This window comes from Flavobacterium sp. AC105, from assembly GCF_979258495.1.
This window is the reverse complement of the sequence record NZ_OZ409860.1, coordinates 5388329-5405883: the sequence shown is the minus strand read 5'-3', so window position 1 is coordinate 5405883 and position 17555 is coordinate 5388329. Positions and strand designations below refer to the sequence as shown.

Sequence of the window (17555 nt, the reverse complement as noted above, 5' to 3'; positions counted from 1 at the left end):
TATTTTATTTTTTATTTGAAGCTTAATCCTGCTATCCGCTGTATCTTTTATTGTTCCCGAGGCTTCGGGACCACTATAAAAGGATGCCGCTTCTATCAGGGATAGGCATTACGGTTCTTAGAATCCCAGAGCAGCTGCGATATCGTGTCTTAATATAACAGCTCCGGTAATCATGATATTAATGATCGAAAGCGGAATCAAAATTTTCCATCCTAAATTCATTAATTGATCATATCTAAATCTCGGAATTGTCCAGCGTACCCACATATAGAAAAATATGAAGAAACATATTTTAGCAAATAATACTGCGATTCCTAAAACGTTGGCAAGATTTACTCCTGCATTTTCTACCATCCAGCTCATTCCCGGATAATTGTATCCTCCAAAGAATAAAACAGAAATAATAGTTGCCGAAATAAACATATTTGCATATTCAGCAAATAAATAGAATCCCATTTTCATTGATGAATATTCTGTATGATAACCACCAATCAACTCAGATTCACATTCTGCTAAATCGAAAGGTGTTCTATTCGTTTCTGCGAAAGCACAAATCAGGAAGATCAGGAAAGATAAAGGTTGATAAAAAACATTCCAGTTCATTCCTGCCTGTTGCTCAGAGATTTCTTTTAAGCTCAAAGTTCCGGTCATCATCAATAAAGCAATCATGGATAATCCCATAGCAACTTCATAAGAAACCATTTGTGAAGCTGCACGAACAGCTCCCATCAAAGAGAATTTATTATTTGAAGCCCATCCACCAATCATGATTCCGTAAACTCCAACAGAGATTACTCCAAAAACATATAATAAAGCAATATTTACATCTGTAGCCTGCAAGAGAACATCACGTCCAAAAACATGCAATCTGTCTCCCCACGGAATAACAGCACTAGTCATCAAAGCTGTACTCATGGCAATTGCCGGACCTACAATAAATAAAAATTTATTAGGCGTATTTGGGAAAAATTCTTCTTTCGAAAATAATTTCATACCATCTGCAAGAGGCTGTAATAATCCACCCCAACCTGCACGGTTTGGACCTACACGATCCTGAAGAAAAGCCGCAACTTTACGTTCAGCCCAGGTAGAATACATTGCCATAATCATTGTTACGGCAAAAACCACAACAATTACAACACTCTTTTCTATAACAAACGCACCATCTACCATCATTAAGAATTTTTGTTGTTAGTGTTTAATGGAATTTCAGCCATACTAATTTTTTTACGGTCGATATCTCTTCCTAAAAGGATATTTTTCTCAGTATCGATTTCTACTTTCTCTAATTTTTGAGTGTAGTTATTTTGATTGATAACAGAATCTTTTTCAAATTCTCTTGGTCCTTCAATAACCCAGTCATTTACATTTTTGTGATCAAAACGACAAGAGTTGCAAATGAATTCTTCCACTTCATGGTACTCATCTTTACGACCAGTCACACGTTGAATTTCACCACCAAACATCCAAACGGTTGTTTTTCCACAACATCCCGGAGTTGTACATTCTCTGTGAGCGTTGTAAGGTTTATTAAACCAAACTCTTGATTTAAAACGGAAAGTTTTATCCGTTAAGGCACCAACCGGACAAACGTCAATCATATTTCCTGAGAACTCGTTGTCGATTGCTTTTGAAATGCAAGTTGAAATATTAGCGTGATCTCCACGATCTAATACGCCGTGAACTCTGTTGTCTGTCAATTGATCTGCAACTTGTACACATCTTTGACATAAGATACAACGGTTCATATGTAGTTGAATATTTGGACCAATATCTTCCGGTTCAAATGTTCTTTTTTCTTCAATAAAACGTGATTTCGGGTTTCCGTGCTCAAAACTTAAATTTTGCAAATCACATTCACCAGCCTGATCACAAATTGGGCAATCTAACGGGTGGTTGATCAATAGAAATTCCGTTACAGATTTTCGGGCTTCTGTCACACGATCAGAAGATTTGCTGTTCACTTCCATTCCGTCCATACATCCTGTTACACAAGATGCCATAAGTTTCGGCATTGGTCTTGGGTCGGCTTCACTTCCTTTAGAAACTTCAACTAAACAACAACGACATTTACCGCCGCTGCCTTTTAATTTTGAGTAATAGCACATGGCTGGCGGAACTAAATCTCCACCAATCATACGTGCAGCCTGCAGGATAGTTGTTCCTGGTTCTACGTCTATACTTTGACCGTCTATGGTTACTTTCATCTCTTTGCTTTGTTTTTTTAGTTTCAGGTTTAAAGTTCCATGCTGTTAGACCTGAAACTAAATAAAGTGAAACTTGAAACTATTTTAAACTATATTATTACTTTACCGCCTACTAAATGTTTCACTTGCGAGAAAGGTTCAGCAACAAAATGATCTCTGTTTTTTATTTTTTCAGGGAAACGAACGTGATATTCAAACTCATCTCTAAAGTGACGAATCGCTGCGGCTACTGGCCATGAAGCTGCGTCACCAAGCGGGCAAATTGTGTTACCCTCAATTTTACTTTGAATACTCCACAATAATTCGATATCTTCTTCACGGCCCTGACCGTTTTCGATTCTCCACAATATTTTTTCCAGCCATCCAGTTCCTTCACGGCACGGTGTACATTGTCCGCAAGATTCGTGGTGATAAAAACGAGCAAAATTCCAAGTATTTCTTACCACACAAGCAGTATCATTGTAAACGATAAATCCTCCTGAACCTAACATCGATCCGGTAGCGAAACCACCATCACTTAACGATTCGTAAGTCATTAATCTGTCTTCGCCGTTTGCTGTTTTAAAAATCAATTCAGCAGGCAAAATTGGCACTGAAGATCCTCCTGGTACAAATGCTTTCAAAGGTCTGCTAGAAGACATTCCTCCTAAATATTCATCAGAATTCATGAATTCATCAACACTTAAGCCTAATTCAATTTCGTAGACTCCTGGATTTTTGATATGTCCTGAAGCAGAAATCAATTTAGTTCCCGTTGAACGTCCAATTCCAATTTTTGCATAATCATCACCAGAATTGTTGATGATCCAAGGCACAGTTGCAATAGTTTCAACATTATTTACTACTGTTGGATTTGCCCAAAGTCCTGAAACCGCAGGAAAAGGTGGTTTAATACGAGGATTTCCTCTTTTACCTTCCAGTGATTCTATAAGTGCAGTTTCTTCTCCACAGATATAAGCACCAGCTCCACAGTGAACATGTAATTCTAAATCGTAACCTGTTCCTAATATATTTTTTCCTAACCAACCGGCAGCTTTTGCTTCGGCGATTGCTCTTTCTAAAATTTTAAAAACCCACATATATTCTCCACGAATGTAGATATAGGATAAGTTAGCGCCCAAGGCAAAACTTGAAGTAATCATTCCTTCGATCAATAAGTGAGGAATATATTCCATCAAATAACGATCTTTGAAAGTTCCTGGTTCAGACTCATCGGCGTTGCAAACTAAATGTCTTGGTTTGCCTGATTTTTTATCAATAAAACTCCATTTCATTCCGGCAGGGAAACCTGCACCTCCACGACCACGAAGACCTGATTTTTTTACTTCTTCAACAACTTCGTCCGGTGTAAGTGTTTTCAAAGCTTTTTCTACAGAAGCGTAACCACCATTTTGGCGATATACTTCGTAGGTTTTAATACCCGGAACGTTGATTTTATCTAATAATATTTTCTGTGACATCTTATTTATCGTGTAATATTATTTTATCATCTCTACAATCAGCGATTAACTGATCGATTTTTTCTTCTGTCAATTTTTCTTTGTAAAAATCGCCTAATTGCATCATCGGAGCATATCCGCAAGCACCTAAACATTCTACTCCGGCAATTGTAAACATTCCGTCTGGAGTTGTTTCTCCCATCTTAATGCCTAATTTTTCAGAAGTATAATCCATTAAATTTTCAGCACCATTTAAACAACAACAAGATGTCTGGCAAAATTCGAACATGTATTTTCCAATTGGTTTTTGGTTATACATGGTATAAAAAGTAACCACTTCGTAAACCTCAATTGGTTTTATATGCAAAATTTCGGCAACTTTATCCTGTAACTCGATACTTAACCAGTTATCGTGCGCATCCTGCACTTCGTGCAAAACAGGCAGTAAAGCTGATTTTCTTTTGTCTTCAGGATAATGACTGATTAATTCATTGATGCGAGTCATCAATGCTTCAGTCATGTTTATTTCTTGTTTGTAATGTTTTCTTTCCATTTTATTCTTTTTTTGCCACTAAGGCGCAAAGTCACAAATTTTTAATCTATCCCGAGACTTCGGGACTAAAATCTAAATTTTTTAGGCATCTAATTCTCCGGCAATAACATTTAAACTTGATAGAATAACAATTGCATCAGATAATAGAGAACCTTTAATCATTTCAGGATATGCCTGGTAATAAATAAAACAAGGTCTTCTGAAATGTAATCTATATGGAGTTCTGCTTCCGTCTGTGACTAAATAGAATCCTAATTCTCCGTTTCCTCCTTCTACCGGGTGGTAAATTTCTGCAACTGGTACAGGAACTTCTCCCATTACGATCTTAAAGTGATAAATTAAAGATTCCATAGAAGTGTAAACATCTTCTTTTGGAGGAAGGTAGTAATCAGGAACTTCTGCATGATATTCGTTTCCTGCTGGCATTTTTTCCAATGCTTGGCGGATAATGCTTAAACTTTCCCAAACTTCAGCATTACGAACACAGAAACGATCATAAGTATCACCTGATTTTCCAACAGGAACAATAAAATCGAAATCTTCGTAAGAAGAATAAGGCTGTGCAACACGAACGTCGTAATCAACTCCGGCAGCACGTAAGTTTGGACCTGTAAATCCGTAAGCCATTGCTTGTTCAGCTGAAATAGCACCTACATCAACAGTTCTGTCAAGGAAAATTCTGTTTCTTTCGAATAAGTTTTCGAATTCTTTCCAGGCAACTGGAAAATCTTTAAGGAAAGTGTCTAGTTTTTCGAAAGCGGCTGGAGACCAATCTCTTTCAAAACCACCAATTCTTCCCATATTTGTTGTCAAACGAGCTCCACAAATTTCTTCGTAGATTTCGTAGATTTTTTCTCTAAATTGAAAAACGTAAAGGAAACCAGTATACGCACCAGTATCAACCCCCAAAATCGAGTTACAGATTAAGTGATCTGTAATACGGGCCAATTCCATTATGATAACTCTTAAATACTGAGCTCTTTTAGGAACTTCAATGTTTAATAGTTTTTCTAAAGTCATCCACCATCCCATATTATTAATAGGAGAGGAGCAATAGTTCATACGATCTGTAAGTGGCGTAATTTGGTAAAATGGACGATTTTCGGCAATTTTTTCGAAAGCTCTGTGGATGTAACCAATAGTTGGTTCAGCTTCCAGAATTCTTTCACCATCCATCAATAAGATATTTTGAAAAATACCGTGGGTAGCTGGGTGTGTTGGACCTAAATTTAGTACTGAAAGCTCGCTTCCGTCTTCGTTTAGTTTCTCCTTAATTATTTTAGCATAGCGATGCTCTGGTGGTAATAATAGTTCTGACATTTTATAATGTTGAATTATTTATTTTTTAGCAATTTGTTGTTGTTCTTCCAAAGAATCTGTCATCTTTATCAGTTCTTCCGCTGTCTTCCATTGGGAATTCTTTTCGCATTGGGAACGATATCATTTCATCCATATTCAAAATACGTTTCAACTGAGGATGTCCTATAAAGTTAACTCCGAAGAAATCGTAAGTTTCTCTTTCCATCCAGTTTGAACTTAAGAAAATGTTTGAAATGGTTTTTATCTCTGGTTTTTCGCCATTAAGAAAAACTTTGATTTTTATACGTTTGTTTTCGTACCAGTTGTGTAAATGATACACTATTGCAAACTGACGTTCTGTTTCGTTATCCGGATAGTGAACTCCGCATAAATCAGTTAAAAAATGAAAACGAAGATCAGAATCGTTTTTCAGAAAAAGAATCAAAGCTGTGATTTTGTCAGCTGTAGTTTCCAGTGAAAAAATATCTCTTTCTTGTTGAAAGTTAAAAACACTTGCGTCAAATGTTTCTGTAAGTTTATCCTGAATCAGGGTATTTTCTAATGCCATCTTATGAAATATTATATGAAGCCAATAATTCTTGGTATTCTGGAGAACTTCTGCGTCTAACAGATTCGCTTCTTACCAATTCTTGAAGTTTCATTACTCCATCGACAATCTGTTCTGGTCTTGGCGGGCATCCTGGTACATAAACATCAACAGGAATTACTTTGTCAATTCCTTGTAAAACGGAATAAGTATCGAAGATTCCTCCTGATGAAGCACAAGCTCCAACTGCTATTACCCAGCGAGGCTCAGACATTTGTTCATAAACCTGTCTTAAAATAGGGGCCATTTTTTTAGAAATAGTTCCCATTACCATCAACATATCTGCCTGACGAGGAGAGAAACTCACACGCTCAGAACCAAATCGTGCTAAATCGTAATGTGAAGCCATTGTTGCCATGAATTCGATACCACAGCATGAAGTTGCAAACGGCAATGGCCATAAGGAATTAGCTCTTGCTAAACCTACAACATCATTAAGTTTTGTAGCGAAGAAACCTTCTCCTACAACTCCTTCCGGCGGCGCAACCATATTTACATTTGAATCGCTCATTTTATTTTAGATTTTAGATTCTAGATTTTAGATTTGGGTAAATCGTAAAAAAGTAAAATCAATTTAATATCATTAAATCTTTTTTGAATTTGAGAAATCTAAAAACTGAAATCTCAAATCATAAATTGTTATTCCCAGTCTAATGCTTTTTTCTTGATGATGTAGAAAAAGCCAACTAAAAGCAATGCCATAAATACAATCATCTTTAGCATTCCTTCTATTCCCAGTTCTTTAAAGTTTACTGCCCAAGGATAGAGGAAAATAACCTCTACATCAAACAATACAAATAAGATCGCCACTAAAAAGTATTTTACTGAAAAAGGAATACGGGCATTACCAACAGATTCGATACCACACTCAAAGTTTTTGTCTTTAACTTCAGAGTTTCTTTTTGGTCCTAATTTTCCGGAAATAATGATTGTTCCTACCACAAAACCAATAGCTAAAATTGCTTGCATTAAAATAGGAATGTAACTGTATTGATCAGATTGCATAAACTTAGGTTTTTTACTTAAAGAATAAGCCACAAAGATAACTTTCAACTCTGTAAATCACAAGCTAAAAAATGATTTAAGTGGACTATGAAACGGCGTTTGTGTCTAATTTTTATTGATTATAAATAAGATTGTGATATTTTAATATTTTTTTAAGATTTGAGCAAAAAAAAACGTTTCGAAATAAATCGAAACGTTTTTAAACCATTCAGAGGCAAAAAAAATAAATTGCTATATTTTTCTTAGATTACTGCTACTTTAGCAGCAACTTTCCCTTTTCTTCCTTCTTCTTCTTCGTAGCTTACACGGTCACCTTCGCGTAATTCTTCCGCGTTAATTCCTGAAGCGTGAACGAAGATATCTTTTCCTGTTTCTTCGTCTGTAATGAATCCATAACCTTTAGACTCATTGAAAAATTTTACTGTACCTGTACGCATTGTAATTGTAATAATAATTTATAATGAAGCAAATGTAATATATAAATTCATACAAAAGACAATAAGGTGTTAATTTTTTGTAAAAATTATTGATTCACAGTGTTTTCGCTATTTATATTGCATCAATTTTGATACAGAAGTACTTTATTTGAGAATCATTAATTGTAAGAATAAAAAGTTAAAAAAGTAGCTTATAGTTTACAAAAAATTTGTATATTATGCCAAACCTGTTCTGTAAATATGAGTTTCTGTGAGAGAATACTTGTGTTTACTGGCTTCGCATTTTTAGGTCTCATTTTTTTAACATTCAGACCAGAAGAAAAAGTATAAAAAAACGGCAGCTAAATCTTATTAGCTGCCGTTTTATGTTTTTAATTTATAAGAATTATATCGTATCTAATTTGATGTGTAATTCTTTTAATTGTGCATCATCAATTTTTGCAGGAGCATCGATCATAACATCACGTCCTGAATTATTTTTAGGAAATGCAATAAAATCTCTAATTGTTTCCTGACCTCCTAAAATAGCAACCAATCTGTCCAGACCAAAAGCTAAACCTCCATGAGGTGGTGCCCCAAACTGAAAAGCATCCATTAAGAAACCAAATTGTGCTTTTGCTTCTTCTTCCGTAAAGCCTAAATATTTAAACATTAGTTGTTGTGTTGCCTTATCGTGAATACGAATAGAACCTCCGCCAATTTCATTTCCGTTAAGGACCATATCATAAGCATTGGCACGAACTTTTCCAGGTTCTGTTTCCAATAATTGCATGTCTTCCGGTTTTGGAGATGTAAATGGGTGGTGCATGGCATGATAACGGCCTGTTTCTTCGTCAAGTTCTAATAAAGGAAAATCTACAACCCATAACGGAGCAAATTCTTCCGGTTTACGCAATCCTAATCGGGTTGCCAATTCCATACGAAGTGCAGAAAGCTGCGCGCGTGTTTTATTAGCAGGACCAGAAAGTACAAAAATCATATCGCCAGGTTTTGCTCCTGTAATTTTTGCCCATTGTGCTAAATCGTCCTGATCGTAGAATTTATCTACAGATGATTTAAAAGTTCCGTCGTCATTACATTTTGAATACACCATTCCTGATGCGCCAACTTGCGGACGTTTTACCCAGTCAATTAATCCGTCAATTTCTTTACGGGTATAATTTCCTGCTCCCGGAACAGCAATTCCTACTACTAATTCAGCAGCATTGAATACCGGAAAATCTTTGTGTTGTGCAAATTCGTTCAACTCGCCAAATTCCATTCCAAAACGAATGTCCGGTTTGTCATTTCCGTATGTTTTCATGGCATAATCGTAGGTAATTCTAGGGAATTTGTCTACTTCTACACCTTTAATTTCTTTTAGTAAATGTCTGGTCAGTCCTTCAAAAACATTCAAAATATCTTCTTGTTCCACAAATGCCATTTCACAATCGATTTGTGTAAACTCAGGCTGACGGTCTGCACGTAAATCTTCGTCACGGAAACATTTTACAATCTGAAAATATTTATCCATTCCGCCCACCATCAATAATTGTTTGAAAGTTTGTGGCGATTGTGGCAACGCATAAAATTGTCCTTCGTTCATACGGCTTGGTACAACGAAATCCCTTGCGCCTTCCGGAGTCGATTTGATTAAATAAGGTGTTTCAACTTCGCAAAAATCTAAATCAGATAAATATTTACGAACTTCCATTGCGACTTTATGACGAAAAAGCAAGCTGTTTTTTACAGGATTTCTTCTAATATCTAAATAACGGTATTTCATTCGGATATCTTCTCCACCATCCGTTTCATCTTCTATAGTAAAAGGAGGCGTTAATGCAGCATTTAAAATCGTTAATTCAGTAACTAAAATTTCGATTTCACCAGTTGGAATATTTTTGTTTTTGGCTTCACGCTCAATTACAGTTCCTTTTACCTGAATTACGAATTCTCTACCAAGCGTTTTTGCTAATTCAAAAACAGTTTTATCAGTACGGCTTTCGTCGAAAATAAGTTGTGTAATTCCGTAACGGTCGCGTAAATCAACCCAATTCATAAATCCTTTATCGCGTGATTTTTGAACCCAACCCGCTAGTGTAACTTCCGTATTAATATTTGAGGCGTTCAATTCGCCACAATTATGACTTCTATACATGATCAAAATTTTAGACTGCAAAAGTAAACACAAAATTCAAATTATACCATTTAAAGTTAGAATTTACTGTAAAAGAAAAATATCGTTTTATGGCATCAAATTCTGACTTTAAATGCAATACGGATTACAAAGTGGCAATATTCTATTTAACAAATTGAAATATTTTGTTAATTCTTAAATTTTGCAGCTCTAATTTCTTTAGATTTGAATCACTAAAAACAAATTATAATTTATATGAACAAACTTTTTGTAACTGGTCTGTTGATTTTTAGCGCTTTGAATGTCATAGGTCAAGCCAAAAATCAAATTAAATTTACGGCTAAAATCGAAAATAGAAATAGCGATACTTTAGTCATTAAAGGAAAGGATAATTTTAAACAGGTTATTCCAATTAATAAAAAAGAGATTTTTGCTGCTAATTTTGATGCGCCAAAAGGATTTTATGTTTTTTCTGATGGTACTGAATCTTCTCGTTTATATTTAAAACCAGATTCTGATGTAAACTTAACCATGAATGCCAAAGAGTTTGATGAAACTATTGTCTATAAAGGAAAAGGGGTGAATGAAAGTAATTTTCTTGCCCAACAAGCTTTAAAAGATGAAAAATTTCAAAACGAAGCTTTTACAAAAGAACCGGCTGAGTTTGCAAGTTTATTAGAACAAAAGAAAAAATCAGATGCTGAAAGTTTAGCAAAAGGAGATTTTGATCCAGAATTTAAAGCAGCTATTACACGTAATTTTGAAAGTGCGAATCAATATGCTGCAGAAGAATATGAGAGAGCTGTAAAAGCTAATAAACTGGTTGGTAAAGCTTCGCCTGAATTTGATTATGAAAACTTTAAAGGCGGCAAAACTAAACTGGCGGACTTAAAAGGTAAATATGTTTATATCGATCTTTGGGCAACATGGTGCGCGCCTTGTAGAGCAGAGATTCCTTACCTGCAAAAAATTGAAGAAAAATATCACGGCAAAAACATTGAGTTCGTAAGTATTTCTATTGATAAACTAAAGGACAACGAAAAATGGAAAAAATTTGTGACTGATAAAAACTTGGGCGGAACGCAATTATTCGCTGATAAAGATTGGGAATCTGAGTTTGTAACCAGTTATGGTGTAACCGGAATTCCGCGTTTTATTTTAATTGATCCAAAAGGAAATGTTGTTAATGCTGATGCAGCAAGACCTTCATATCCAGAACTTCAAACACAATTAGATTCGTTATTGAACTAAATTATTTACGAAATTTACAACGTTATCGTAAATTAATTTTTTTATATAATACCAGTAAAACCAATGCTTCGGCGTTGGTTTTTTTGTTTTAGATACATTTCCAATGTTAAGTTTTTATTCAATGTTACCAAATTGTTAAGTAAAAGTTTGTTTAATGTAAACATTTAACTATATTTGATAACGATTTGATAACATTAAAACCAAAAATATGAAAAAGTGTGTAATTTTAGTTGCAATATTGTTCTCTGGAATTTTAGTTGCACAAGAAGTAAATCCTGAATTAGAAGCTGTTGGAAACAAAGTAAAAGCTACTTATTACTATGCAAATGGTAATGTACAGCAAGAAGGCTTTTTTAAAGATGGTAAACTAGACGGCGTTTGGGTATCGTATGATGAAAAAGGAAATAAAGTTGCCGTAGGAGAGTACACAGACGGATTGAAAACTGGTAAATGGGTTTTCTTCAATGAAAAAAATCTTTGCGAAGTTGCTTATGAAAACAGCAAAATTGCCTCAGTTAAAAATTTACAAAAAAATGCTTTAGCAAATAGAAATTAATACAATTTCAGTTAATTAAAAGAACCGCTTTTTATTGAGCGGTTTTTTTATGTCTTTATTTTTTTGCAGGCCTTTTTTCTTCTTCCATACCAAATTAAGAAACCTGTTACGGGCAAAGCTGCCGCAATTAAACTGACGATAAAGGCAATAATTTTTCCGGGTAAATCCAGAATTTGTCCAGTATGAATTCCATAATTCATTTCGACAACCTGCAAGCCTAAACTTTTTTTATCAAAAGTCTGGCTCTGAATTAATTTTCCGTCTTTTGGATGAAAATAATAATTGCTTTGATGATCGTATCTTAAAGTGTGCGGATATGCTCCGGTGTTAATAATATCGCCTTTTTGCTGTGGATAAGTCACAAAAATCATTTCGGCTTTTGGCTGAAGTTTCATGGTTTCGATAAAAGCACGATCAATAGCAACAACTGAATTATTCGTGAATTTCGTAGTATCGATTACAGGCGCTTTTGTTTCGGCAGTTTTATCTCCTCCAAAGTTGAAGGTTTTGTAGATCCCGTCTCCAACCCATTCATAAGTAAAAGTCAGACCAGTAATTGCAAAAATAAGAGCAATAATCGAAATGTAAAATCCTGAGGTATTGTGCCAGTCATAATTTACGCGACGCCATTTTGCAGACCATTTTACGGTGAAACTTCTTTTGATATCATGCTTTCGTTTTGGCCACCACTGAATAATTCCCGAAATAAGCAACAAAATAAAAATGATTGTGGCGCCGCCAATAATATGTTTTCCAATATAATCCGGAAGAAGCAAATACAAATGAATGTATTCAACAATGATAAAAAAGTCAGTTTCGGGATTTTCAGTTTTTAAATATTTTCCCGTGTACGGATTAAAATAGAGGTATAAATTTTCTGTGTCAGAATAGGTGTAAACTATTGCAGATCGATTTTTTCCGTAATACGAAACCATGCTTGCTTTATTTTTTGGAGCAATTTCTTTGGCTTTTTCCTGTAAAACGGATGGTAAAATGAAGGGTTTGTTTTGAGGTTCGACCAAACGCCATTCTTTTCGGGTAATGTCTTTTATTTCGTCATGAAAACAAAAAATGCAACCCGTGATACTGATTATAAAAACAATAAGCCCGGAAATTAATCCGAGCCATTTATGTAGAAAACGTATTTTTTTTTTGAACCTCATTTTCGAATAAAAGGCAAAAGTAACCTTTAATCAAGAGGGGGCAAATTATTTAAATTATTTTTAAGAAGTAATCACTTTTTTAGATTTTAAGGAATACGCAACATAAAGTGTTATCGAAGCCAAAGCAATCCAGAAAACATCAATAAAAAATACCTGAGTTTTGTTTTGCATAAACGAACTCCAAAACCAATTTCCGGAAATTATTCCGTTTGTAACCGGAATCAAAAACCCTAGAATGCTTCCGGATATTAAACAGAATTTGTTCGTGAAATTGTCATTCTTTTTGATGATAAAGAATAGTATTAATAAGAGCCAAACACCAAAATAAACCAGATATAGATTATCCTGAGTTAGCGGATAAAATATTTTAACAGCAATAAAAGCAAGTGCCGTAACAGGATACATGCTTAAGCAAATGGCTAAATAAATACGAACAACTGCTGCATTAAAACGTCTTTTCTTTTCGGGCATATTATTTTTTTGTCTGGCGACAAGCCAAATCATAACACCCGAAATGATGACAAAACAAGTAATAATTCCTAAAATAAAACTCACGATTTTTAAAGCATATCCGCCGTAATCTCCAAAGTGTATTCTGTAAAGCACATTTTTAACAATGTCCAAATAATTATTTTGCGTAACGGGGTTTTTTCTTGCGATTTCTTTTCCGTCAGCAATTCGGTAAACGATTTTTCCAATTCCGGTAAATTTTTTGTCGCTCAATAATTCTCCTTCAACCAAAACGTGCATATTCGTATCGCCATAATTTTGGATAAAAACGCGTGTAATTTCAAAATCTGACCAATTGCTTTTTGCTTTTGCAACCAATTGATCGATATTAAAAGGTGTTGCTAATTTTTTATTATCAAATTTATAATCGGGATCGTTGTATTCTAATTCCTTGTACAATTTATCCTGATCGCCTTTATATAATGCCATTACAGCTGGAGCAACAATTAACAGTTTAATCATAAAAAATGCTCCGGTTACCGCATAAACAAACTGAAAAGGCAAACCAATCATTCCTAATGACGTGTGGGCATCTGTCCACAATGTTTTTAATTTTTCCTTTGGACGGAAAACATAAAAATTAGAAACAATTTTTTTCCAATGCAGTAAAAGTCCGGTTACAATCGCAAATAAAAAGAATAAGGCTGTAAACCCGGAAAGATAATAACCAACAGGATAAGGGATTTGAGCCAGGAAATGCAAGCGGTATAAAAATTCACCTAACGAATACGATTCTTCATAAGTAAAGGTTTTGAAGTTTTTAGTATCTAAATAAAAAAATGTTCCTTCTTTTTGTTTGGCCTGAGCCAAAGTATCTTTTGTAGCTTCAAGATAAACGGCAACTCTTCTTTCATTACCGGGTTTAGAAATCGTAATATTTCTTCCGTGTAAAACGTATTCTTTATCCAGTTTCTTTAATGTCGAATTATAGTCTAATTGTATTTCTTTTGAAACAGGAGCGGATTCACTTCTTTCCCAATTGATGATTTCATCTCTGAAAAAAGAAAAAGATCCTGCAAAAAAAATCACAAAAAGCACTACACTAATCACAATTCCGCTAACGGTATGTGTGTGAAAATAGATATTATAATTACGGTTATTCATAGGTTCGTTATTGCGCCGTTTGATTATAGGTTTGGCCAAGATAAATAAAGAGGCAAAAAAGTAATGTGAGAAGGATATAAAAACCCCAGATTTTCCATCCGCTTTTTGCTAAAAATGCAACAACCATAAGTGCAACCCAAAGAATAAAACCACTAAAAGCCATCGTCATTAATACATTTGCACGATTCAACCACGAAGCCAATGCCAGATGAAAAGTAACAGAAACAAAATAGCCGCCAAGAATAGCCGCAGTAATTTTGGCAAAACGCTGCCATTTTGATTGGGTTAAATATTTAGGATTTGCTGGCATATTTTGGTTAGAAATAAGTTAGTAGTTGTAATAAAATTCTAATAAGGCAACGATTATAAAAAGGGCAATAATGGCTTTATTGCTTATTTTTTTTAATGGTTTTAAAATGATAATCAAACTGCCAATAGTCATTAGCTGAATAAAAAACATCAGCGTGCCGCAACCTAATGATTGTGTAAAAAGCCATAAAGTATATGCTGTCAGCAAAAGACCTAATCCGGTAATTTTGGTTTGTTTTGGATTTTTTTTCATCCATTTTTCAAAACCTAAATCATAAGATAAAGCAGCTCTTTTTGACGTATAATACAAAGTATAAAATGCTAAAAAAACGATGAGACTGGCTATTGTTATCATAATTTAATAGAATTTAAAAAACACCTTTCAATACATTAGAGAAAGGTGTTTTTGTTATTTTTATTAGAATCTATAAGAGAAACTTGCTATTAAAGATCTTGGATCTTTTGGATGAATTGTTGACCAGCCATCGTAGATTTCCTTATTTGCAATGTTGTTTAATTTAAGTGTAACTGTAAATTTTTCAGCACTGTAAAACAAAGATGAGTTAAGAACTGTGTATTCAGGAATTGTAAAAGTTCCCGCAACCGTTCTGTTCATGATCATATTATCACCAACATAATTTCCTCCAAAACCTAAACCAAAACCTCTTAATAAACCGTCGGTAACTTTGTAGCTAGCCCAAAGGTTTGCAAGGTTTCTAGGTCCTGCATTTTCAGATCTGTGGTTTACAAAGTCAGGATCTCCTTTTGTTAAAACGGCATCATTATAACTGTATCCCAAAACAATGTTTAAACCGCTAATTGGGTTTGCAACAAATTCTGCTTCAAAACCTTTATTTTTTTGAGCTCCATCCTGATAAGTAGTCTGATTATTTGGCTGAGGAACAGTTGGGTTTGCAGGATCTACATAAGGAGTTTCTACCACATAAGTCTGGTCAGAAACCTTAATATCATAATAGCTAAAAGTAGCGTAAAGTTTGTCTTTAAAAAGATTCAATTTTGTTCCTACCTCAAACTGATCTGCATGTTCAGGACTAAGTATTACCGGTGTTACAATAGTTGCGGTACGGTTTTGTCCCGGAGCAACGTTAACGAATCCGTTCATGTAATTGGCGAAAATCGAAACTTTATCCAGAATTGGCTGATACACTAAACCAAATTTTGGAGAAAAAGCAGTTTGGTTATATCCGTCATTTTTAGCATTCATAAAACGGTCAGCACGCAAACTTAACATAGCAGATAATCCTGGAGTAAAGTTGATTACATCAGAAGCGTAAGCGCTATAAGTTTCTTGTTTCGTATTATTGTTATTTCTTGGTGTACCTGCAACAATTGCATCAGATCCGGCTTTTGTTAAATTTCCGGTATCACCGTTTGTATTTTTTCCAACATAGGCGTTGAAAGAGGCCAAATCATCTCCTATATAAATAGCGCCATTTCCAAAGTATCCTGAACTATGATCTGTAGCAGTTCTTTTGAAATAATCAAAACCTACAACGATTCTGTTTCTTAAACTTCCAATTTTAAAATCGCCATTAAAATTTTGTTGAATATCAGTCGTTAGATTTTGATTGTCCTGATCTGTAAAATATCGGGACAATACGATTCCGTTTGTAATTGGAGTATATTGTGTTCCTTCATACAGATACGTATAGTTTCCTTTAGATTTTGCTGAACTTGTAGAAAATATAGTTTGTGAAGTCCATTGTTCTGAAAGTTTATAAAACATTTGAGCCTGAATATTATAAGAAGGTGTCTTCATAGTAAGTTCATTACTGGTATAAGAACGTTCGTTATCATATTTTAACTCATTAATATTATGAACTCTTAATGGAGCACCTCTATCCAAAAACAACATCGTTGGGTTTGTAGATTCGTTGCTCATAAACTCAGTATTCACTAAAAATGATAATCTGTCGTTTACTTCATAAGATAATGAGGGAGCAATAAAAAATGATTCTCTAAAACCAGCATCCTGAAAACTATCTTGTTTGTTGTATGCGGAATTAACTCTAAAGTTTAACGTTTTTTGATCGTTTAATGGCAGGTTAAGATCTGCAGTAACTCTTTGTAAACCGTAGCTTCCAACCGTGTAATTTAATTCACCTCCAAATGATTTGTAAGGTCTTTTTGTAGTGGTATTGATTAATCCTCCGTAAGAGATTAAGCTGCTTCCAAATAAAGTTCCGGATGGACCTCTGATGATTTCAATTCTTTCAATATTTGCCGGATCCAGACTTCCGTTTGTTAAACCAGGCAAACCATTCACCATTGTTGGCTGAACTGGAAATCCTCTTAAGGAATAGTAGGCAGCTCCGTCTCCGGCACGTCCTGTTGCAGCCCAAAGTGGTGTAATACCAGATGCATTTTTTAAAGCATCATCAAAATTAGTAACTACTTGTTCTTTTAGTAATTCTCCTGTAATGGTAGTATAAGATTGTGGGTTTTCAAGATTTTTAAGCGGTAATTTTGCCACTTGTCGGGTTTCTTTACGAACAAAGTGGTTTTTACGACCATTCACCACGATTTCAGTTAATTCTTCTGAATTTGAAATAAGATTTGAATTTTCAGTTAACTCCTGACCTTCAGTAAGCGTTATTTTTTTCTCAGTAGTTGTATAACCAACAGCAGTAACTTTTAAAGTATAAGTTCCCGGTTTAATATTTTTAATTTTGTAGTTACCGTCCTGATCTGTTATTGTTCCAAATCGTGTTCCTTTTAAAGCAATAGAAATACCTTCAGGTGATTCATTGTTGTTTAAAGTTATTTTACCTTTCAGGGTTGCTTTTTCTTGTGCAGAAATTGAGATACTCGCTAACAGAAAAAAGCAAAAACTTAAAAAAGAAATTGTAATTTTATATTTCATCTTATTTAGAATTGATTTTAATAGTGCAAATTTAAGTTTTGAACAATAACAAAACAAGCTATTCTTATTTATTCTAAATAAAATATTTTTTAAAAGGTAAAATTCACATTTCTTT

At 34.4% G+C, this 17555-nt stretch carries 17 protein-coding genes; 2 read left to right on the top strand and 15 right to left on the bottom strand.

Translation table 11 applies throughout. From position 1 onward, the window contains the following. Positions 1-117 precede the first annotated feature (117 nt). The 10 genes from nuoH to aspS form a co-directional block, all read right to left on the bottom strand. Positions 118-1176 (bottom strand): NADH-quinone oxidoreductase subunit NuoH, encoded by a 1059-nt coding sequence (gene nuoH, locus ACZ0AH_RS22485; protein WP_463477958.1) that lies wholly within the window; start codon positions 1174-1176, stop codon positions 118-120. After that, on the bottom strand, positions 1176-2207 hold the full coding sequence (locus ACZ0AH_RS22480; protein ID WP_463477957.1) for an NADH-quinone oxidoreductase subunit G: 1032 nt from the start codon (positions 2205-2207) through the stop codon (positions 1176-1178). The genes nuoH and ACZ0AH_RS22480 overlap by 1 nt, the downstream gene beginning before the upstream one ends. Before the next feature lie 89 nt (positions 2208-2296). Then, the gene (nuoF, locus tag ACZ0AH_RS22475; protein ID WP_463477956.1) at positions 2297-3667 is read right to left on the bottom strand and encodes an NADH-quinone oxidoreductase subunit NuoF; all 1371 of its coding nucleotides are present in this window, start codon (positions 3665-3667) and stop codon (positions 2297-2299) included. A 1-nt stretch (position 3668) separates the two neighbouring features. After that, positions 3669-4199, bottom strand: coding sequence for a complex I 24 kDa subunit family protein (locus tag ACZ0AH_RS22470; RefSeq protein ID WP_029271565.1), 531 nt, complete (start codon positions 4197-4199; stop codon positions 3669-3671). A gap of 81 nt (positions 4200-4280) precedes the next feature. Beyond that, positions 4281-5519, bottom strand: coding sequence for an NADH-quinone oxidoreductase subunit D (locus ACZ0AH_RS22465; RefSeq protein ID WP_463477955.1), 1239 nt, complete (start codon positions 5517-5519; stop codon positions 4281-4283). 25 nt (positions 5520-5544) lie between these two features. Next, positions 5545-6066, bottom strand: coding sequence for an NADH-quinone oxidoreductase subunit C (locus ACZ0AH_RS22460; RefSeq protein ID WP_463477954.1), 522 nt, complete (start codon positions 6064-6066; stop codon positions 5545-5547). Between the two features lies 1 nt (position 6067). Further along, complete coding sequence (locus ACZ0AH_RS22455) at positions 6068-6616, bottom strand: NADH-quinone oxidoreductase subunit B (protein WP_029271568.1); 549 nt, start codon at positions 6614-6616, stop codon at positions 6068-6070. A 128-nt stretch (positions 6617-6744) separates the two neighbouring features. Next, the gene (locus tag ACZ0AH_RS22450; protein WP_463477953.1) at positions 6745-7110 is read right to left on the bottom strand and encodes an NADH-quinone oxidoreductase subunit A; all 366 of its coding nucleotides are present in this window, start codon (positions 7108-7110) and stop codon (positions 6745-6747) included. Positions 7111-7352: 242 nt separating this feature from the next. Further along, the gene (locus ACZ0AH_RS22445; RefSeq protein ID WP_007137066.1) at positions 7353-7547 is read right to left on the bottom strand and encodes a cold-shock protein; all 195 of its coding nucleotides are present in this window, start codon (positions 7545-7547) and stop codon (positions 7353-7355) included. Positions 7548-7932: 385 nt separating this feature from the next. After that, positions 7933-9684, bottom strand: a complete 1752-nt coding sequence (gene aspS / locus ACZ0AH_RS22440; protein WP_463477952.1) for an aspartate--tRNA ligase — start codon at positions 9682-9684, stop codon at positions 7933-7935. Between the two features lie 234 nt (positions 9685-9918). Here aspS and ACZ0AH_RS22435 point away from each other — a divergent pair, with 234 nt between their 5' ends. Next, on the top strand, positions 9919-10914 hold the full coding sequence (locus ACZ0AH_RS22435) for a TlpA family protein disulfide reductase (protein ID WP_463477951.1): 996 nt from the start codon (positions 9919-9921) through the stop codon (positions 10912-10914). Positions 10915-11122: 208 nt separating this feature from the next. Next, positions 11123-11470: a toxin-antitoxin system YwqK family antitoxin gene (locus tag ACZ0AH_RS22430; RefSeq protein ID WP_463477950.1), complete on the top strand. Its 348-nt coding sequence runs from the start codon at positions 11123-11125 to the stop codon at positions 11468-11470. Positions 11471-11517: 47 nt separating this feature from the next. Here ACZ0AH_RS22430 and ACZ0AH_RS22425 read toward each other — a convergent pair whose 3' ends face one another. The 5 genes from ACZ0AH_RS22425 to ACZ0AH_RS22405 all read right to left on the bottom strand — a co-directional run bounded on the left by ACZ0AH_RS22425 (position 11518) and on the right by ACZ0AH_RS22405 (position 17440). After that, complete coding sequence (locus tag ACZ0AH_RS22425; RefSeq protein WP_463477949.1) at positions 11518-12633, bottom strand: PepSY-associated TM helix domain-containing protein; 1116 nt, start codon at positions 12631-12633, stop codon at positions 11518-11520. A 60-nt stretch (positions 12634-12693) separates the two neighbouring features. Continuing rightward, entirely contained in the window at positions 12694-14247 is a 1554-nt protein-coding gene (locus tag ACZ0AH_RS22420) for a PepSY-associated TM helix domain-containing protein (RefSeq protein ID WP_463477948.1), read from the bottom strand. A gap of 7 nt (positions 14248-14254) precedes the next feature. Next, entirely contained in the window at positions 14255-14557 is a 303-nt protein-coding gene (locus ACZ0AH_RS22415; protein ID WP_463477947.1) for a hypothetical protein, read from the bottom strand. Between the two features lie 18 nt (positions 14558-14575). Next, positions 14576-14911 (bottom strand): hypothetical protein, encoded by a 336-nt coding sequence (locus tag ACZ0AH_RS22410; RefSeq protein ID WP_463477946.1) that lies wholly within the window; start codon positions 14909-14911, stop codon positions 14576-14578. A gap of 63 nt (positions 14912-14974) precedes the next feature. Continuing rightward, positions 14975-17440: a TonB-dependent siderophore receptor gene (locus ACZ0AH_RS22405; protein ID WP_463477945.1), complete on the bottom strand. Its 2466-nt coding sequence runs from the start codon at positions 17438-17440 to the stop codon at positions 14975-14977. Between the last annotated feature and the right edge of the window lie 115 nt (positions 17441-17555).